An 18,374-nucleotide genomic window follows, 5' to 3' on the forward strand; every position below is an offset into this window, starting at 1 on the left:
GTCTAGAACTTGTATCCGCGATGGATCGCCACGATGCCGTTGCTGAGGTTGCGCACGTCCACGCGACCGAAGCCGGCACGTTCCATCATGCCCTTGAGGGTTTCCTGGTCCGGATGCTTGCGGATCGACTCGGCCAGGTACTGGTAGCTGTCGGCGTCGCCGGCGAACAGCTGGCCCAGCCGCGGCAGGACCTTGAAGGAGTGGAAGTCGTAGAGCTTGCTGAAGAGGTCGCTCTGCACCCGCGAGAATTCCAGCACGAGCGCGCGTCCGCCGGGCTTGAGCACGCGGCAGATATCGGCCAGCGCCTTGTCCTTGTCGGTGACGTTGCGCAGGCCAAAGGCCATGGTCACCGCGTCGAAGCTGTTGTCCGGGAATGGCAGGCTTTCGGCGTTGAGCTGCGCCCAGCGCAGGCCCGAGACCAGGCCGCGGTCCGTGAGCCGGTCGCGGCCCACGCCGAGCATGGCGGCGTTGATGTCGCCCACCACGATCTCGCCTTCGGCGCCCACCACCGGCTTGAGCAGCGCGGCGATGTCGCCGGTGCCGCCGGCCAGGTCGAGCACGCGGTCGCCGCGACGCACGCCGCTGATCGCCACGAAATGGCGCTTCCACAGGCGATGGATGCCCAGCGACATCAGGTCGTTCATCAGGTCGTAGTTGCGCGCGACGGAGGTGAACACCTGGCCGACGAGTTTCTGCTTGTCGGAAACAGGGACGTCGCGGAAACCGAAATGGGTGGTTTTGGGCTGTTCGTTCATCTGTCCATGGTAGCGGATTGGGGTGTCGGGCTCACTTGGCGGGGGCGGTTTTCGCCTGCACGGGGCGATGGCGTGAGGTTGGTCTCGCCAGATGGTCGTCCGTCCTCCTGCTGTAGGGGTGTACCCGGTGCCCGACCTTCCTTCGATAGACACGTTGCCGCCAGGTTGCCACCTACGCGGCGGGCGTTTCGATCGTCTGCCGACGCTCGAGTCACTTTTCTTTTGCGGGTCCAAAAGAAAAGTAACCCAAAGAAAACGACCTGAAGAGCTGGCAGCGGTCTGTTGGGAAAAGCCTTGGAGGTCCCGGAGCCCGGATTGCGACCACCTTCGCCGCTGTGTGGTGGCTACACCGCAACGCGCCGAGGCGGTGAGGACTTATTGCGGTTCTGGCGAGTTTTTGGGGGTTGGGCGTTCATCACATCTCTCCCTCTCCCCGCCGGGGAGAGGGCCGGGGTGAGGGGGCAATCTTCAGAGAACACCCAACGGTGCCCAAGCCCCGCTTTAAGTCCTCACCACCACGGCGCGTTGCGGTGCAGCGACACCCTTCGAGGTAGCACGTCCCTGATTCGGCTCGCACCAGTCGCCCGACGCTTCTATCCCGCATAACGCTATGAGCCCTGGCTCTGAAGGCCATTTTCTTTGGGTTACTTTTCTTTGACTCCGGGCATCCTGCCCTCCGCCCTTCGGGCCGGCTTCGCCGTGCGCACGCGCTTCTGCGCGTGCGTGGGCCAGCAAAAGAAAAGTGACTCGGCCTCCGGCAGGAGGTCGAAACGCCCGCCGCGTAGGCGGCACGCTAGTCGAATCCACCTTGGCCAGCGCGAAAGGCGCCGGGTCCCTGCCTCCGCAGGGACGACGGCTTCAATCAAGTCCTGCCGGCCGTCCGCCCCACCGCCACCAACCTCTCCCCTTGGGGGAGAGGGAGCCAGGCGGCGTTACATCATCGGCTTGCCGTCCTGCTTGTAGACCACGCCGTCCTTCATGACGAAATTCACGCGCTGCATCGCGGTGATGTCATCCAGCGGATTGCCCGGCACGGCGATCACGTCGGCGCGTCGGCCCACGGCGATCTGGCCCAGGTCGTTCTGCTTGTGCAGCAGTTCGGCGGCATGCGTGGTGGCTGCCTGCAGCACGTACATCGCCGGCATGCCGGCCTGGACCATGTACTCGAACTCCTTGGCGTTCTGGCCGTGCGGATAGACGGCGGAGTCGGTGCCGAAGGCGATCTTCACGCCGGCCTTGTAGGCCTTGCCGGCGGTGGCCTGGATGATCGGGCCCACCTGCAAGGCCTTGGCAGCCACCTGCGGGGGGTAGTAGCCCGGCTTGGCGGCCATTTCCTGCACGTACTTGCCCGCGATGATGGTGGGCACGTACCAGGTGCCGTGTTCCTTCATCAGCTTCATGTCCTCGTCGTTCATGAAGGTGCCGTGCTCGATCGAGTCGACGCCGGCCAGCACCGCGCGACGGATCGCTTCGGCGCCATGCGCGTGGGCGGCCACGGTGAAACCGTAGTCGTGCGCGGCGGTGACCACGGCCCTGATCTCCTCGGTGGTCATCTGCGCGTTGTCGGCGCTGCTGCTTTCGTCCAGCACGCCACCGGACGGCATGATCTTGATGACGTCGACGCCGTCCTTGTAGTGCTGGCGCACGGCCTTGTAGGCGTCCTCGGGGCTGTTGATGACGCCGTCCTTCGCTTCCGGGTTGCCGGCCAGGTCCGAACGGTAGCCGTCGGTCGGATCGGCATGGCCGCCGGTGGTGCCGATCGGCTTGCCGGCGGTGAACATGCGCGGGCCCGGCACGATGCCGGCGTTGATCGCATTGCGCAGGGCAATGGACTCGTTGTTGCCGTCACCCACGTTGCGCACGGCGGTGAAGCCGGCCATCAGCGTGCGGCGCGCGTAGACCGTCGAGCGCACGGCATAGTCGGCCACGTTCCAGCGGAACTGGTCGGAATAGGTGGTGGGGCTGGTTTCGAACGACAAGTGCGTGTGCGAGTCGATCAGGCCGGGCAGGCAGGTGGCGTCGGCCAGGCTCAGCACCGCGAAGTGCGCGTTCGCTGCGCCGGCGGCGTCGCGATAAGGCTTGTCGTCGGCGTTGCCGCTCCTGATCTCCTTGACCCGGTTGCCCTCGATCACCAGCGTGGTTTCGCCCAGCAGCTTGCCCGCGGCAGGGTCGACCATGCGCGCGCAATGCAGCACGGTGACGTCGTGGTTGGCGGCAGGCGCCTCGGCGGCGATGGCGGCCGGCAGCGCGAGCGCGGCGGCGATGGCAATGGCAACGCGTGTGGTCATGGTGAGCTCCCCGGATGAAGCGACCATCTTAGGGGGAGCCACGCACGCCGCGAGGGGTGACTTTCGTCACCCCTCGGGTCGGCTGGAGTCAGTCTTCCGGCGGCGCGTCGTTGCCGGCTTCTTCCGCCACCGGGGTGACTTCCGCCGGCGCGTGCGCCTGGTGTTCGGCCGCCACGTGCCGCTCGTGCAGCGCTTCGCTGGAGGCATCCGCCGGCACGGGCTGCGCGAGTTCGGCCGGCGTCGCGGTGTCCCGCTCGCCATCGCCGCCCGGCGTGATCTTGAGGATGGAATGGCGGACTTCACGCGCGAGGATCACGCGCGCATCGCGCACCATGTCTTCCAGTCCGCGGTCGTAGTCGAGCTTGCCGCCTTCGTCGGTCCACACGATGCGGCTCTCGCGCAGCTTCTGGATGAAGCCGCGGAACAGGGCCTTGTCGAAGAATTCCGGCGCCGACAGTTCGTTGAGCAGGGACAGGCGCTGGGCGGTGAGCGCGCAGGCGTTCTCGAGTTCGGCCGAGGTGAGCGTGTGCGGGCCGTTCTTCACCAGCGCGGCGACCGTGATGTAGTAGCGCTCGAACGCCTGGATCAGGCTGCGCGCAATGGTCTTGAGCTGGTACGCCGCATCGTCCTGGCCGGGACCGCGTTCGAGCACGCGGCCGTCGCCGGTGGCCTCGAGCAGGCCGCGGCGCACGAAGAAGTCGATGGTCGCCGTGAGCTGCGCGCAAAAGCCGTCCGAGTCCCACGGCAGGAACAGCTCGCCCTGGATGAACGGGTAGATGATGCGGCCCAGGCGCAGCACCGAGGCGCGCGACATGCGGCGGTTGTTGAGGAAGCAGCATGCCACCCACGCGGCGGTCGCCGTGAGGTGCAGCACGTTGTTGCGGAAGTAGCTGAGCAGGACGGCCTGTTCGTCTTCGGTCACCAGCACGTCGCCCAGCGAATGGCGCACGCGGCGGATCCAGCCCATCTGCTCGCCGTAGGCGATGATGCCGGCCGGGTCCATGGCGGTCATCGTCATGCGGTCGGAGTAGGGCAGCTCTTCCAGCAGCGCCTTCATCAGCTCCAGCTGCACCAGCAGGTCGTTCTCCGCCATCGCGTGCTTGGGCGTGGCCAGCAGGGCCAGCGCGAGCAGGTTGATGGGATTGACGTCCGCCGCGCGGTTGATGTTGATCTGGATGCGCTCGGCGAGGTCATCGACCACGCGCCCCAGCCATTCCGGTTTGGCATCCGGGTCGGCCGTGGCGGCGCGCCAGTCGGCGCTGGCGGCATCGAGCAGCGGATTGAGTTCGATCGGCTCGCCGAAGCTCAGCGCCACGTGGCCGTAGCGCTGGCGCAGCACCTTGAGGCCGCGCAGCAGGCCGAGCAGCGATTCCTTCTCCTTCGGCTTGCCGGACAGCTCGCCGATATAGCTCTTGCCCTCCATCAGCTTTTCGTAGCCGATGTACACGGGCTGGAATAGCACCGGGCGACGCGGTGCGCGCAGGAACGCGCGCACGGTCATCGCCAGCATGCCGGCGCGCGGCGCCAGCAGTCGGCCGGTACGCGAGCGGCCGCCCTCGGTGAAGTATTCGATCGGCACGCCGCGGTCGATCAGCTGCGCGAGGTATTCGTTGAACACCACCGAGTACAGCGCATTGCCCTTGAAGCTGCGGCGCAGGAAGAACGCACCGCCGCGACGCAGGATCGGGCCGATCACCGGCAGGTTGAGGTTCACGCCCGCCGCGATGTGCGGCACAACCACGCCGGACATGTGCAGCTGGTAGGACAGCAGCAGGTAGTCGGCATGGCTGCGATGGCAGGGCACGTACACCACTTCGTGGCCCGGCGCGGCGGCGCGGGCCTTCTCGAAGTGGTGCATGGCGATGCCGTCGTACAGCTTGTTCCAGAAGTTCGACAGCAGGAACGACACCGAGCGCACCACCGGGTGCGAGTAGTCGGCGGCGATTTCCATCACCATGTCGTGCGCCTTGCGCCATGCCTTGGCGTGGCTGATGTTTTCCTTCGCCGCGACGCTGGCGATGGCGGCGCGGACCGGCTCCGCATTGAGCACGGCATCGGCCACGGTGCGCCGGTGCGACAGGTCGGGGCCGATCACCGCCGCGCGGATGCGGCGGAAATGCGTACGCAGCACGCGGGCGATCTTGCGCGTGAGGCGTTCTGGAAGAATGTCGCCCGCCTCGTTCATCACGCTGCGCAGGGACACCGGGGTGGAGAAGTGCACCACGGTGTCGCGGCCGTTGAGCAGCAGCGCCAGCAGGCGGCGGAAGCGGCCCACCATCACCCAGTTTTCCGAGAACAGCACGCTGAACCAGCCCGACTCACGGGTGGGCGCGCGGCCGACATAGATGGAAACGGGGACGACCTGGATATCGCGATCGGGCTCGACTTCGAGCGAACGCACCAGCTGGCCCAGCGGTTCGTTCGGCGAGCGCTTGCGGTTGCGGCCGAACAGCCAGCCATCGCGGCGCGCCAGGGCAAACACCGAGCGCTTGCGGCGCGTGCCGGACAGCGGCTGCATCGGGCTGGGCAGGCCGGCCTCGCGACAGGCGCGATCGAGGATCAGCCCATCGGAAAAGCCGTCGCGCTCGATCACATAGCACACCGGCGCGCCGGCCTTGAGCAGGGTGGCCGGTTCGGCGGGATCGCGGCGAATGCGCACCCAGGGTTCGAGCAGTTGCCCGGCCAGGTTGAACCACCAGGGCGCGCGGCTACGGGCGGGAGTGTCCGTGGTCGACATATTTAGCATCCTGCGATTGTAACCGGTGACGGTGCCCGGGCCGGTGGGCTTGTTCAGTGTCCGGTGCCGGCCTGCGGGTCGGCACCGCTGGCGCGACCCGGCGACGTGGTCCGGTCCTTCGCGCTATCCGCTGCCTTGCCCGTGGTCGTGCGTCCGGCCTTGGCGCCCTCATTGGGCTGGCCGGCCGGCGATGGCATGGCCGGCTTGCCGGAGGCCGTGCGGGTGGGTTGGCCCGGTGCGCTGGTGGCAGGCGCGGGAGCCGTGCTCTCACCCGGTGCCGGCGGCGCGACCAGACGGTCATGCGCGTCGCGCACATTCTTGAGCATGTCCTCGCTGTACCAGCGGCCGTCCTGTTCGACCAGGCTCGACTCGGTGGAAAGCGGTTTGCCGAGCAGGATGTAGTCGATGCGTACGCGGGCGTGGCCATTGCGGCTTTCGATCGGGGAGATGCGGACGGAGTCGAGGATCTGGTCGATCGACAGGCCGTACAGGCCCAGCACCTGCTTGATGCCGAGGAAGCCGGCGCTGTACTTCTGCATCGCCGTGTCGAAGTCCATGCCGTGCAGCTGCTCGGGTGTCTGGATGTCGAGCTTGCGCGCGGTCGCCACGACAATGGCGATGGCCTGCTTGGCCTTGGCCTGGTCGAACCATGCGACCCGTTGCGCCCACGGTGCCAGCACGTTGATGGCTTCCGTGGCCTGCTGCTTCTGCAGGTTGGTCAGCTCCTTGCTCTGCGCGATGCCGGTGGCGGCGATGGCCTGGCCGATGCCGATCATCACCGGCAACTGGTCGTGGTACTGCTGCTGCAGCTGGGCCAGCTTGGGCCGGGCCGCGGCATAGAGCCTGGTCTCCGCGTCGGGGGCGGTCAGCTGCTGCATGTTGCGGATGAAGTCGGCGCGATCCTCGGGGCTGATCGGATGTTCGTCCGGACGCGGTCGCGCCCAGTCGGCGCGCAGCGTTTCGTAGTCCGCCGGCGGCAGGGCATGCTTCCAGAAGTTGGCGAAGTCGCCTGCCTTGATCAGGGCCAGCGACTGCTGCACCGACGCCTCCGGCGTTTCGCCGCCGACCGTGACCACCACGGGGGCGTTCTTGTGCGACGTGGTCATCACCAGGGCGAGCACCGAGGCCAGCACCAGCAGGGCGACAAACGCGCCAACGGCGAAGTAGACGGATGAGCGACGCATGGAGTCTCGAATGGTGGCGCCCGGTGGAACTGGCTGCGGGGCGGTCAGCCGAGCGTAAGCGGGTCGGCTCCGGCTGAACAAGGGGCCATGGCCCGGGGCGTTAAGGAGCGCCCAAAAAGAAAACCCCGCGGGCGTTGAGCCTCACGGGGTAATCCGGCAGAGCCGGAAGGGAAATGGCCTTGCCTGCGGCAGTTTCAAGGTCAGCAGGTGTTGGCGGGGAGGATCTTAGCTCCCCGCTGAAGTTAAAGCAATACTTTAAGTTATGCTACGTAAGCTACTGATTATTAGCTGTTATTTCTTAGTCGAAACGTAGCGACTGGATCTTCTGGCGGCGGCGCTCGTCGCGCGGGGCCGTGTAGTCATTATTAAACAATGCCGGCTCCCATGCGCCATAGGTCGGATTGGGCAACACGAACCAGCGCGTGCCGATCCAGTCCATATACGGCGTCATCGCCTTCTCGCGGCCTGCCGCATTATTGGCCAGGACCGTCACAAAATCGCCGATCTGGTCGCCAAACTGCATCAAAACGCGGTATTTGTGGCTGATCAGCTGGCGGCGGCAGCCCTTCTCGGTGCCGATCTGCTCACAGTCTTCCACGAAGGTGCCCAGGCCGAGAAACGCTTCGGGGCCGGACACGGGCAGGCCTTCCTTGCGCAGGTTGGCCAGGGTGGCCTGGTCCAGGTCCTTGGCGCGGTTGGAGATATAGATCACGGCAATACCGTGGCTGGCCGCGAACTGGGTGAACGCCACCACGCCGGGCAGGGCGCGGGCGCGCTGTTCGTTGCACCAGGCCGCCCATTCGGCCTCGTTGTATTCGCCACCGCTCCTGACCAGGCGTGCCTGGTAGGGCGAGTTGTCCAGCACCGTTTCATCGATGTCCAGCACGACGGCGGGCTTGAGGCCCCTGGCCGGCGCGACGCGATCGTCCTTGGGCAGCGCATCCCACTGCTTGTCTGCCAGGGCCGCGAGCAGGCGGGACTGCGCATCGCGGTAGGTCTGCCGATAGATCAGGTCGTGCTCGATCGCGGTCTGGCTCCAGGCGACGGCATTGAGGTTGTCATCGGCATGGGTGGCGACGGGCGCTTCGGCCACGGGCGTGGTGGATGCGCCAGGCGCGGATGGCGCCTTCGACGGGGCAGCGGAGCAGGCGGCAAGCAGGACCACGGCGGCAAGGGCCGCCGGCAGACGAACGGACATGAAGGATTCCCGGTGAGGCTGAAACGGTCAGGATCGGGCAAGTTTACGACAGCACCGTGTCGGCACTGCGGGGCTGGCGGCTGGGGCGGGCGCCTGACAGACTCCCCCACGCCCCCGTCATTGGCAGCTGTTGCATGGAACCCGCTTCGTCCCCCAGGCGCCCCGTTTCGCCGGCCATCCGCTGGACCAGCTACGCGCTGGCTGGCGTGGCCCTGATCCTGATGCTGGGCCTGCGCCTGCTGCCTGCGCTGTTCGCCGGCCTGCTGGTGTACGAACTGGTGCAGTCCACCGCGCCCCTGCTGGGCGAGCGCGTGCCCGGGGACCGCGCGCGCGTGCTGGTGGTGGCCCTGCTGGGCACCATCGTGGTGGGCCTGCTGGTGCTGCTGATCCTTGGCGCGGTGAGCTTCCTGCGCAACGAGATCGGCAACCCCGAACTGCTGTGGCAGCAACAGCTGATGCCGCTGGTGGAAAAGGCGCGCGAGCAGTTGCCGGCCTCCGTGGTGGGCTGGCTGCCCGACAGCGTCGACGACCTGCGCGTGATGGCGCTGGACCTGACGCGCCGGCACTCGGTGAGCCTGCAGACGGTGGGCAAGGAAGCCGCGCGCGTGTTCGTGCACATCCTGATCGGCATGGTGCTGGGCGCCATCGTCGCGCTGAGCCGGGCGCGGCCGGCGCACCAGGTGGGCCCGCTCGCGGCGATGCTCGGCCTGCGCTGCCAGCGCCTCGCCGAGGCGTTCCACAACGTGGTGTTCGCGCAGATCAAGATCTCGCTGCTCAACACGACGTTTACCGCGATCTTCCTGCTCGGCGTGCTGCCCTTGCTGGGTATCCACGTGCCGCTGGCCAAGACGCTGGTGGTGGTGACCTTCGTGGTCGGACTGCTGCCGGTGATCGGCAACCTCATTTCCAACACGGCCATCACCATCGCGGGCCTGTCGGTATCGCTGGGCGTGGGCGTGGCGGCGCTGGGCTTCCTCATCCTCATCCACAAGCTCGAATACTTCCTCAATGCCCGCATCGTCGGCACGCAGATCCGGGCCCGCGCCTGGGAGCTGCTGATCGCCATGCTGTTCCTCGAGGCCGCCTTCGGCCTGCCCGGCCTGGTCGCCGCGCCGATCTATTACGCCTACCTCAAGAGCGAGCTGGAAGCCGAGCGACTGATCTGACTCGGTTCTTTCGCGGGCAGGCGGCTGGTCTTCACAAAATCATCACGTAAGTCATTGAATCGCATGTTCTTGCGGTGAATATGTGGTGATTGTGTGAACTTTTTGTTCTGTGGTACACATTCCCGCGGCAGAATTCAGTTTGCCGTCAGCTTCCGGGCGCGGTGGGAGAGACCGCGTCCAGGGGCCTTCGTTGCCGCCACCGCTTGTCCATGGATTGGCGTGCTGTCTGCATAAAACGACAGAACATTTTTCGGGGAGACAATATGTTGAAGTCCAAGCTCACGGCTGCCGTGCTGGCAGCCTTGGCGTTAGGTTATTCGTCCGCATTTGCTGCCACCGCTTCGCCCGACGCGCCCTCGCCGCAGAATTCGTCCGCCGCGCAGGGCCCCTCCGAGGCCGCCGACGTCCAGAAGGCGAAGAAGCTCGAAGCCGTTACCGTTACCGGCTCGCTGATCCCGCAGTCCCAGGTTGAAACGGCCACGCCGGTCATCACCATCACGGCAGAAGACATGAAGGCCCGCGGCTTCAGCTCCGTGGCTGAAGCCCTGCAGCAGGCCTCGTTCTCCACTGGCAGCGTGCAGGGCGCATCGTCGTCCGCATCGTTCACGCAGGGCGCGCAGACGCTGAGCCTGTTCGGCCTGCCGGTCGGCTTCACCAAGTACCTGATCGACGGTCGCCCGATGGGCAACTTCCCCGGCCTGTACAACGGCAGCGACACGTTCAACAACCTCAGCGGCATCCCGATGGACATGGTCGATCACATCGACATCCTGCCGGGCGGCCAGTCATCGCTGTACGGCTCGGACGCCATCGCCGGCGTGGTCAACATCGTGCTGAAGAAGAAGGTCGACGCACCGACCATCGACGCGCGCTTTGGCTGGACCAGCGACGGCGGCGGTTCCGATCGCCGCATCAGCTTCGCCGACAGCTTCAACATGGGCAAGCTGAACGTGCTCGTCGGCGCCCAGTACGAAAACGTGAGCCCGATCTGGGGCGCCGACCGCGACCTGACCAAGCAGTTCTACACGCAGGGCACGAGTGCCCCGGTCGCGTCGCGTGACTTCCTGGTCTACAGCCCGTTCTCCGGCCATTACTACTACGAAGACCCGAACAACTGCAGCAACGTGACCGGCCTGTTCGGCGGCACCGAGGGCAAGCAGACGCGCAGCGGCAACCGCACCTACTGCGGCACCTTCTACTCGCCGGGCTACCGCACGATCAAGAACGACGAAGTGACGGCGAACCTCTATACCCACGCCACCTTCGACGTCAGCGACAACCTGCAGCTGTACGGCGACCTGCTCTACAACTACGACGAGCAGAAGTACAACGTCGGCTCCAACTTCCTGTGGTGGGGTACCGGCGTCGACTACGGTGCGTACTACGACCCGAACCTCGACGACTTCGTCAACCTCCAGCGCGCGTTTGCGCCGGAGGAAGTGGGTGGCTTCAACAACATCATGAACAAGCAGTACGAGAGTTCGTACATGCTGACGCTCGGTGGCAAGGGCACGTTCGGCCAGTCCAACTGGGACTACGACCTGGGCTTCACCCACTCGGACGACCACCTGGTGTCGCGCGCACTGCAGCGCCTGGACGGCCCGATCGACGCCTACTTCCGCACCCATGTGCTGGGTCCGCAGCAGGGTCTCGATCCGTACTACGGCGCCTACCCGGTGTTCTCGCCGAACTACGCGGCGTTCTACCAGCCGATCTCCAAGGCTGACTTCAACAGCTTCACCGCGTACACCGACACGCGCGCCAAGACCTGGGACAACATGCTGCGCGGCCAGGTGACCAACGCCTCGCTGTTCGCACTGCCGGGTGGCGATGCGGGTATCGCCATGGTGCTCGAAGGCGGCAACCAGGGCTGGTCCTACGTGCCCGATCCGCGCCTGTTGAACGGCCAGATCTGGGGCACCACCGACGTGCAGGGCGCCGGCCATCGTTCGCGCTACGCCGGCACGACCGAAATGCGCCTGCCGCTGCTCTCGCAGCTGACCGCCGACGTGTCGGCCCGCTACGACAACTACAACGTCGATGGCGGCAACGTGAACCACGGCACCTACAACCTGGGCCTCGAGTACCGTCCGTTCGACTCGCTGCTGTTCCGTGGCCGCTACGGCACGGCGTTCAAGGTGCCGACCCTGTCCGACGAGTTCCAGGGCCTGAGCGGCTACTACGACAACGTTCCGGACTACCTGAACTGCAATCGCCTTGGCCATGGTCCCAGCGACATCGCCAACTGCCAGACCCCGTACGACAGCACCCAGTACTTCGGCCAGCAGTCGGGCAACACCAAGCTGAAGCCGATCACCGCCAAGGTGTGGACGTATGGCGTAGTGTGGTCGCCGATCGAGCGCATGAGCTTCACGGTCGACTACCTGCACTGGGACATCAACAACGAGGTCAACACGGAAAGCGCCGACGGCCTGTCCAAGGCCGAGTACCTGTGCGACATCGGCACGCTGGCCATGAGCTCGCCCACCTGCCAGAACGCCTTCGACAAGATCGTGCGTGGCGTGTCCACCAATCCGGCCCTGCTGGGCCAGATCCAGCAGATCTTCACGCCCAAGGTCAACGTGTCGAAGGAGGAGGTCAATGCGATCACCGCCCGCTTCAGCTACCTGGTGAAGATCGGCAGCCTGGGCAGCCTCACGTTTGACACGTCCTACAGCGACACGCTCAAGCATGACTACCAGGCTTACCCCGGCGATCCGACGCTCGACCTGCTGCGCCACCCGTACTTCAGCACCGACTTCAAGTCGAAGGTCAACGGCTCGATGACCTGGCTGCCGAACGACCAGTGGAGCGCCACGATCTACTTCAACCGCTATGGCTCGACGCCGAACTACCTGGCCACGGTGAACGACAACTACACCGCCAAGGGTACGGGCAAGCTGGCGCCGTGGATCCTGTACAACGCGAGCGTCACCTACAACCCGATGAAGAACCTGTCGCTGTCGTTCCTCGTCAACAACCTGTTCAACAACATGCCGCCGGAAGACCACAGCTATCCGGGCACCTCCGGCGAGCCGTACAACAACGTGAACTACAACGTATATGGCCGCACCATGTACATCGAAGCGAAGTACCTGTTCGGTGGCGCGAAGTAAGTCCTGACACCCGCCTCTTTGACGGCCCCGGTTCCCGGGGCCGTTTTTTTTGCGTGCGCGATGCCGCCAGGGGCGGCGTGGCGCGCGCAGGGCTGCTCAGGATTCCAGCGGGATGCCGGCCTCGCGCAGCACCTGCTGCAGGCCATCGAGATGGGCACCGTAGCGCTTCCAGCGGGCGAGCGAAGTGCGGTACATCGGCTCGCGCACCTGCACCGCGCTGGCGGTCGCCACCGGCGCCTGGTTGGCGTGGAAGTCCAGGCAGGCGTCGTCCCAGGCCAGGCCGCAATGCGCGATGATCCGCCGCGACTCCGCTTCCTGGTCGTCGACCAGGTCCTCGTAGCGCACTTCGAGGATGCGACCCGGCAGGACCCGCTGCCAGTGCGCCATCAGGCGGTCGAACAGCGCGTAATAGCGGGCGGTGTCGAGCAGGTCGAAGGAATAGTCGTAATAGGGGCCGGTCAGTGCGAACAGCTGGCGGAAATTGCTCAGGCAGGTGTCCATCGGGTCGCGGCGCAGGCAGATGATCCTGGCCTGCGGCAGCGCGCGCGCGATGAATCCGGCGTAGAGGAAGTTGTGCGGCAGCTTGTCGATGAAATGCTTGCGTGAACCCGCCACGGAGCGCGTGCTGTCGATATAGGCGCGACCGAGGCCCTGCCAGTCGAGATTGCGCGCGCGTGCGATGGTCAGCGGGTCGAGCAGGAAAGGCGTGTTGCTGCCCGAGGCGCGCTTGAGCACCATGCCAAAATTCTGCAGCTCGCCGGCCGACTGGACGTCTGGATGGCTGCTGATGATGCGTTCGACCAGGGTTGTGCCGGAGCGCGGCATGCCGATGATGAAGACCGGTGCGTCCGACGCGAACCCGGCGGTATCCGCCTCGGGCGCGGGAAAGGCGCGGATCAGGGCTTCGAACAGCGCCTCGTCGCGGCTGATCGCATACTGGCGCGTCTGCCCGCCTGCCGCCTTGCCTGCGGCGAGGTGTCGGAACGACTGGTCGTAGTCACCGAGGTCTTCGAATTCCTTGGCGAGCGCCAGGTGCATGTACATCGAGGCATGCGCATCGCCGTCGGCCCGTGGCAGCAGCTCGAGCAGGCGCGGCAGATGGTGCCGGTCGGGACGGGCCTTGCGCAGGTGCGCCAGCGTCAGGTGCGCACGCCACCAGCGGGGCTCCATGGCGATGCATGTTTCCAGCGCCTGTTCGGCTTCATCCAGGTCGCCGGTGGCGATCAGCGCGGTCGCCAGGTTGTAGCGATGGTGGACCTCGCCGGGGGCGAGCGTGGTGGCCTGGCGAAACGCCGCCGCGGCACGCGCATGCGCATGGCCCTGGGTGTAGACGACGCCCAGCGTGTCCAGCGTCACCGGCTCGCGGGGCGACAACGCCATGGCGCGATCGGCGGCGGCCAGCGACTCGTTGGTGAGGCGGGCGATGGAGAGCAGGCGCGCGTACTGCGCCGCATACATGCTGTTGTCCGGCTCCAGCTGGCAGGCCTGCCCGAGATGCCTTGCAGCAGCCGGCAGCAGTTGCAGCTCAAGCGTGGCGATGCCGGTGATGTAGTGCAGCCCGGCGTGCTGCGGGGCTTGCGGCAACACGCGCGAGCACAGGTCGAGCGCCTGGCGCCAGTCGCGCCGGTTGAAGGCGGCGAGCGCCTGTTCGTATAGCTGGACGGAATCGTTCATGACTACCCAGGTACGGAAAACCTGGCTGGCGCGCCCCACCGGCGCCAACCCCCTGCCGGATACTAACCCGATGCCCGTGGGGTTGGCGCTCGCGCGGGCCTCAGCTTCCGGCGAGCATCGCGGCAATCTTGGCCATGTGCGATTCGGCCGTCTCGCGCACCACTTCCTTGTCCGCTTCCGGGTCCTTGCCCTGCCAGTGCAGATCGTCCTGCGGCAGTTCGTGCAGGAAGCGGCTGGGCTGGTTGCTGTTCACCTCGCCATAGCGCCTGGTCTTGGCCGACCACGACAGCGTGAGCATCTCCTTGGCGCGGGTGATGCCCACGTACATCAGCCGGCGCTCCTCGTCGATGCGTCCCTCGTCGATGGCGCCCTCGTGCGGCAGCGTGCCTTCCTCGCAGCCGACGATGAAGACGAAGCGGAATTCCAGTCCCTTCGCCGCATGCAGGGTCATCATGCGCACGGCATTGCCGGGCTCGTCGCGGTCGGCGTGGCTGAGCAGGGCCAGCTGCGCGGCGAGGTCGCCCGCGCTGTTGTTGCCCTTCTGCATGGCGCGAAACCAGTCGGCCAGTTCGCGCAGGTTGCCCAGGCGGCGTTCGCGCAGCGCGGCATCGGGGGTGCTGGCGGCGATCTGCTCGGCGTAACCGGTGCGCTTGAGCACGGTCTCGACCAGGTCGGCGGCGCCCTGGTGCACCGAGGCACTGCGCAGCTCGTCCATCAGGTTGGTAAACGAGGCGAGTGCGGCGGCCGGCCGCGGTGTCAGCTGGCGCAGCACGGCGTCGCTGCGCGCGGCGTCGAGCAGCGAGGCGTGGCGTGTCTGCGCGATCTGGCCGAGCTTCTCCAGCGTGGTGGAGCCGATCTCGCGCTTGGGCACGTTCACCACGCGCAGGAAGGCGGCGTCATCGCTGGGGTTGGTGAGCAGGCGCAGATAGCACAGCAGGTCCTTCACTTCCTGGCGATCGAGGAAGCTCAACGCGCCAGTGAGGTGATAGGGCACGCGCGCCAGGCGCAGTGCCTTTTCCAGCGGACGCGCCTGGAAGTTGCCGCGATAGAGAATGGCAATGTCGTGCCAGCGCGCCTTGTGCTTTTCCGCCAGGGTAGTGAGCACGGCGGCCACGCGCTCGGCTTCGTGTTCGTTTTCCTTGCATTCCAGCACGCGGATCTGCGGACCTTCGGGGTGCTCGCTCCACAGCTTCTTTTCGTGCAGGTGCGGGTTGTTGGCGATCAGCCTGTTGGCGGCGCGCAGGATGCGCTTGCCGCAGCGGTAGTTCTGTTCCAGCTTGATCACGCGCAGGCTGGGCCAGTCCTTGCCGAGCTGGTCGATGTTCTCGGGATTGGCGCCGCGCCAGGCGTAGATCGACTGGTCGTCGTCGCCCACGCAGGTAAAGCGGCCGCGCTCGCCGGCCAGTGCCTTCAGCAGGCGGTACTGGGCGTCGTTGGTGTCCTGGTATTCGTCCACCAGCAGGTAGCGCAGGCGCTCGCGCCAGGCGGTGCGGCATTCCTCGTCGCCCTCCAGGATGCGCAGCGGCAGGCGGATCAGGTCGTCGAAGTCCACCGCGTTGAACGCCGCCAGGCGCTGCTGGTACATCAGGTAGATCGTCGCGGCGTCGATCTCGCGCGGGCTGCGCGCGGCGGCCATGGCTTCCTCGGGCGACAGTCCCGCATTCTTGGCGCGGCTGACCAGGTTGCGGATGCCGAACAGCACGTCCGGCTTCACGCCCTTGGGCGACAGCTCCTTGATGATGCCTTCGCTGTCGTCCGCGTCGAGCACCGAGAAGCCCTTGCGCAGGCCGGCACGCGCGTGCTCCAGCTGCAGGAACTTCAGGCCCAGCGCGTGGAACGTGCACACGGTAAGCGCCGCGGCGTCCTCGCTGCTGATCAGCTTGGCCACGCGCTCGCGCATTTCCTTCGCCGCCTTGTTGGTGAAGGTGATGGCGGCGATCTTCGAGGGCGAAAGCTTCTTGCGGGCAATGAGATACGCGATCTTCTGCGTGATCACGCTGGTCTTGCCCGAGCCGGCGCCGGCCAATACCAGCAGCGGGCCGTCGCAATGCTCGACGGCGGCCAATTGTTGGGGGTTGAGCATGGGACGTGCAGGCTGTGTCGACGCGGTGCGCGGCGACAGATCGTAACAGGCCGGCGCCCGGCTGGGCATCGCGGCGGCCCGAAGTCTGGTCATAATGAGGCCTGGACCCGGGGCCGGAGGCAGCATGGCAGATGGTGAACACATCGCCGCGCAACAGTGCGACGTGGCCGTGATCGGTGGTGGCCCGGCGGGCAGCACGGCGGCAGCCCTGCTGGCGCGTCGCGGCTACCGGGTGATCGCGCTGGAAAAGGACCGCCACCCGCGCTTCCACATCGGCGAGTCCCTGTTGCCGATGAACCTGCCGGTGTTCGAGCGTCTGGGCGTGATGGAGAAAGTACGCGCGATCGGCGTGTACAAGCCCGGCGCCGATTTCGAGGCCGACAACGAGCGCGGCTACAACACCTACGCGTTCGACCGCGCGCTCGGCCAGAGTCCGCCACATGCCTACCAGGTCCTGCGGCAGGATTTCGACGCCATGCTGTTCGCCCACGCCCGCGAGTGCGGTGCCGACGCGCGCGAGGGCCACGAGGTTCGCCACGTCGAGCATGCCGGTCCGCGCGACAGCACGCTGCACGTGGTGGGCGACGACGGCGATGCCTACCGCGTCCAGGCCCGCTACGTGGTGGACGCCAGCGGGCGCGACGCCTTCCTGTCCAGCCGCCGCAAGCTGCGGCGCAAGAATGCCGAGCACCAGAGCGCGGCCATCTTCGGCCACTTCCGGGGCGCCGAGCCGCGGCCCGGTGCGGATGCCGGCAATATCAGCATCTACCGCTTCGATCACGGCTGGATGTGGATGATTCCGCTGCCCGACGGCGTCATGAGCGTGGGCGCGGTGTGCCGGCCCGAGTATCTCAAGCAGCGGCGCGGGCGCACGGTGGAGTTCCTGCTCGATACCTTGCGCCAGAACGCCGGCCTGTGGCGGCGCCTGGAGCAGGCCGAGCTGATCGACGGCGAGGTGCGCGTCACCGGCAACTACTCGTATGACTCCAGCTGCATGGGTGGCCCGGGCTGGCTGCTGATCGGTGACGCGTTTGCCTTCCTCGACCCGGTGTTCTCCTCCGGCGTATACCTGGCCATGAGCGGCGCCGAGCAGGCGGTCGACGTGGTGGACCGCGCGATGCGCGAGCCGCGCACGGAACGGCGGCTGCAACGCGCCCTGGAACGGCGCCAGCGGCGAGGCATGCGGCGCTTTGCGTTCTTCATCTACCGCTTCAATGGCCCGGTGATGAGCCAGCTGTTCCGCTCGCCGCGCAATACGTTCCAGATCGAGCAGGGCGTGATTTCCATGCTCGCCGGCGACGTGTTCGACTCGTTCCGGGTGTGGAGCCGGATCCTCGCGTTCCGCGTGGTCTACGGCGTGCTGGCGCTGCGCGACTGGCGGCGCTGGAACCGCGAGCGACGCTACCGGCTGGCCCAGGCGCGCAGCCAGTTCACCGGCGGCAACACACCCCTGGATCGCGAATGAGCCGCCGTCCGGGGGCAACCGGGTAACATCAGCGCCCCGCCGCAGGAACTGTCATGGCCAAGCTTTACTTCTATTACTCGGCAATGAATGCCGGCAAGACCACCACGCTGCTGCAGAGCGCGTACAACTACCACGAGCGCGGCATGCGCACGCTGATCCTCACGCCCGCGCTGGACAACCGTTTCGGCGAAGGCGTGGTGGCCTCGCGCATCGGCCTGAAGGCGAACGCGCACCGTTTCGGCGCCAACGACGACCTGCTCGAGCTGGTGCAGGCCGATATCGCCGCACGCGGCGCGCTGCACTGCGTGTTCGTGGACGAGGCGCAGTTCCTCGGCAAGGCGCAGGTCTGGCAGCTCGGCGATGTGGTCGACCGCCTGAACGTGCCCGTGCTGGCCTATGGCCTGCGCACCGATTTCCGCGGCGAACTGTTCGAGGGCAGCCGCTACCTGCTGGCCTGGGCCGACAACCTCGAAGAGATCAAGACCATCTGCCACACGGGCCGCAAGGCCACCATGGTGGTGCGCGTGGACGAGCACGGCCGCGCCGTCACCGAAGGCCCGCAGGTTGAGATCGGCGGCAACGACCGCTATGTCTCGGTCAGTCGCGCCGAGTTCAAGAACATTACCGAGGGACGTGGCAGGATCGAACTGCAGCAGACGGTGCTGCCGCTGGGCAAGGGGCGCTGAGCCCCGCGCACTTACACAAGGA

General features: G+C 66.5%; 11 protein-coding genes. 4 read left to right on the forward strand and 7 right to left on the reverse strand.

From position 1 onward, the window contains the following. Positions 1 to 2: 2 nt before the first annotated feature. The 5 genes from ubiE to ACXU4B_RS15880 all read right to left on the reverse strand — a co-directional run bounded on the left by ubiE (position 3) and on the right by ACXU4B_RS15880 (position 8,162). Complete coding sequence (ubiE, locus tag ACXU4B_RS15860; protein WP_131410750.1) at positions 3 to 755, reverse strand: bifunctional demethylmenaquinone methyltransferase/2-methoxy-6-polyprenyl-1,4-benzoquinol methylase UbiE; 753 nt, start codon at positions 753 to 755, stop codon at positions 3 to 5. A 932-nt stretch (positions 756 to 1,687) separates the two neighbouring features. Continuing rightward, positions 1,688 to 3,043 (reverse strand): metal-dependent hydrolase family protein, encoded by a 1,356-nt coding sequence (locus ACXU4B_RS15865; RefSeq protein WP_131410748.1) that lies wholly within the window; start codon positions 3,041 to 3,043, stop codon positions 1,688 to 1,690. A gap of 88 nt (positions 3,044 to 3,131) precedes the next feature. Continuing rightward, positions 3,132 to 5,789 (reverse strand): glycerol-3-phosphate 1-O-acyltransferase PlsB, encoded by a 2,658-nt coding sequence (gene plsB, locus ACXU4B_RS15870; protein WP_425481411.1) that lies wholly within the window; start codon positions 5,787 to 5,789, stop codon positions 3,132 to 3,134. A gap of 44 nt (positions 5,790 to 5,833) precedes the next feature. Beyond that, positions 5,834 to 6,964, reverse strand: a complete 1,131-nt coding sequence (locus ACXU4B_RS15875; RefSeq protein ID WP_131410744.1) for a hypothetical protein — start codon at positions 6,962 to 6,964, stop codon at positions 5,834 to 5,836. 298 nt (positions 6,965 to 7,262) lie between these two features. Further along, a complete protein-coding gene (locus tag ACXU4B_RS15880; RefSeq protein WP_131410742.1) occupies positions 7,263 to 8,162 on the reverse strand; it encodes a 5'-nucleotidase, lipoprotein e(P4) family in 900 nt (299 codons plus the stop codon). Positions 8,163 to 8,296: 134 nt separating this feature from the next. Between ACXU4B_RS15880 and ACXU4B_RS15885 the strand changes: the two genes are divergently transcribed. Then, complete coding sequence (locus tag ACXU4B_RS15885) at positions 8,297 to 9,328, forward strand: AI-2E family transporter (protein WP_131410740.1); 1,032 nt, start codon at positions 8,297 to 8,299, stop codon at positions 9,326 to 9,328. Between the two features lie 263 nt (positions 9,329 to 9,591). After that, on the forward strand, positions 9,592 to 12,444 hold the full coding sequence (locus ACXU4B_RS15890; protein WP_131410738.1) for a TonB-dependent receptor domain-containing protein: 2,853 nt from the start codon (positions 9,592 to 9,594) through the stop codon (positions 12,442 to 12,444). 96 nt (positions 12,445 to 12,540) lie between these two features. Here the strand turns inward: ACXU4B_RS15890 and ACXU4B_RS15895 are convergent, their stop codons facing one another. Together ACXU4B_RS15895 and ACXU4B_RS15900 are read right to left on the reverse strand one after the other, a co-directional pair. Beyond that, the gene (locus tag ACXU4B_RS15895; RefSeq protein WP_131410736.1) at positions 12,541 to 14,118 is read right to left on the reverse strand and encodes a tetratricopeptide repeat-containing sulfotransferase family protein; all 1,578 of its coding nucleotides are present in this window, start codon (positions 14,116 to 14,118) and stop codon (positions 12,541 to 12,543) included. Between the two features lie 100 nt (positions 14,119 to 14,218). Then, positions 14,219 to 16,201 carry a UvrD-helicase domain-containing protein gene (locus ACXU4B_RS15900; protein WP_131410734.1) on the reverse strand — a complete coding sequence of 661 codons (1,983 nt, stop codon included), beginning with the start codon at positions 16,199 to 16,201 and terminating at the stop codon, positions 14,219 to 14,221. Positions 16,202 to 16,325: 124 nt separating this feature from the next. On the opposite strand from ACXU4B_RS15900, the gene ACXU4B_RS15905 reads away from it, so the two are divergent. Both ACXU4B_RS15905 and ACXU4B_RS15910 read left to right on the forward strand, forming a co-directional pair. Further along, a complete protein-coding gene (locus tag ACXU4B_RS15905; RefSeq protein WP_131410732.1) occupies positions 16,326 to 17,666 on the forward strand; it encodes an NAD(P)/FAD-dependent oxidoreductase in 1,341 nt (446 codons plus the stop codon). 53 nt (positions 17,667 to 17,719) lie between these two features. Further along, positions 17,720 to 18,352 carry a thymidine kinase gene (locus ACXU4B_RS15910; protein ID WP_131410730.1) on the forward strand — a complete coding sequence of 211 codons (633 nt, stop codon included), beginning with the start codon at positions 17,720 to 17,722 and terminating at the stop codon, positions 18,350 to 18,352. Positions 18,353 to 18,374: the final 22 nt, after the last annotated feature.

The organism is Dyella soli, from assembly GCF_054482295.1.